We start from the raw sequence: 534 nt of genomic DNA, 5'->3' as shown, positions 1-534 counted from the left end.
ATTGGAAATACAATGCCGCAGACGATTACTATACTGATCATTTAGGTGTGAAATTCAGTTTTAAACGATATAGTATTCGCCATGATAAGTATGGATACGAACGAAAATTCAAGATCTACGAGGCAGATAAAACTCAAGAAACAACTACGCTAGATGAATTAGCTAAAACTCCTAAGGGAAGGCAACGACAAGTTGCCTACAATCCAACTTGGGACTACTTCAAAAATTACGTTAAGGATTTACTTTCATCAGATATGGGTTCAGCGATCTATTCGCATCGTAAATATGATGTTGAGCCAATGTTTGGTAGAATGAAGTCTATTTTTGGTGTGCGGCGAACGCACCTGCGAGGAAAACAGCCCGTGGAAAACGAGTTAGGAATTCTATTAATGACGATGAACTTAACGAAATTAGCCGGAATATTGACAAAAGCAACCACTAATCTCCAGCATGAACAATTGCCAAATATTAAAAAGCAAAAAAATGGAGCCAAAATTCTAATAATTCTAGAATTTTGGCTCTATTTTTCATCGG

The 534-nt window shown here is 36.9% G+C and carries 1 protein-coding gene; it reads left to right on the top strand.

Annotated features, from left to right (window positions below; translation table 11 throughout):
- A partial coding sequence (locus tag FC26_RS07750; protein ID WP_157061124.1) for a transposase occupies positions 1 to 534 on the top strand: 534 nt, incomplete at both ends.

This window comes from Paucilactobacillus vaccinostercus DSM 20634 (genome assembly GCF_001436295.1).
Lineage (GTDB): Bacteria > Bacillota > Bacilli > Lactobacillales > Lactobacillaceae > Paucilactobacillus > Paucilactobacillus vaccinostercus.
This window is presented reverse-complemented; position numbering and strand designations above follow the sequence as displayed.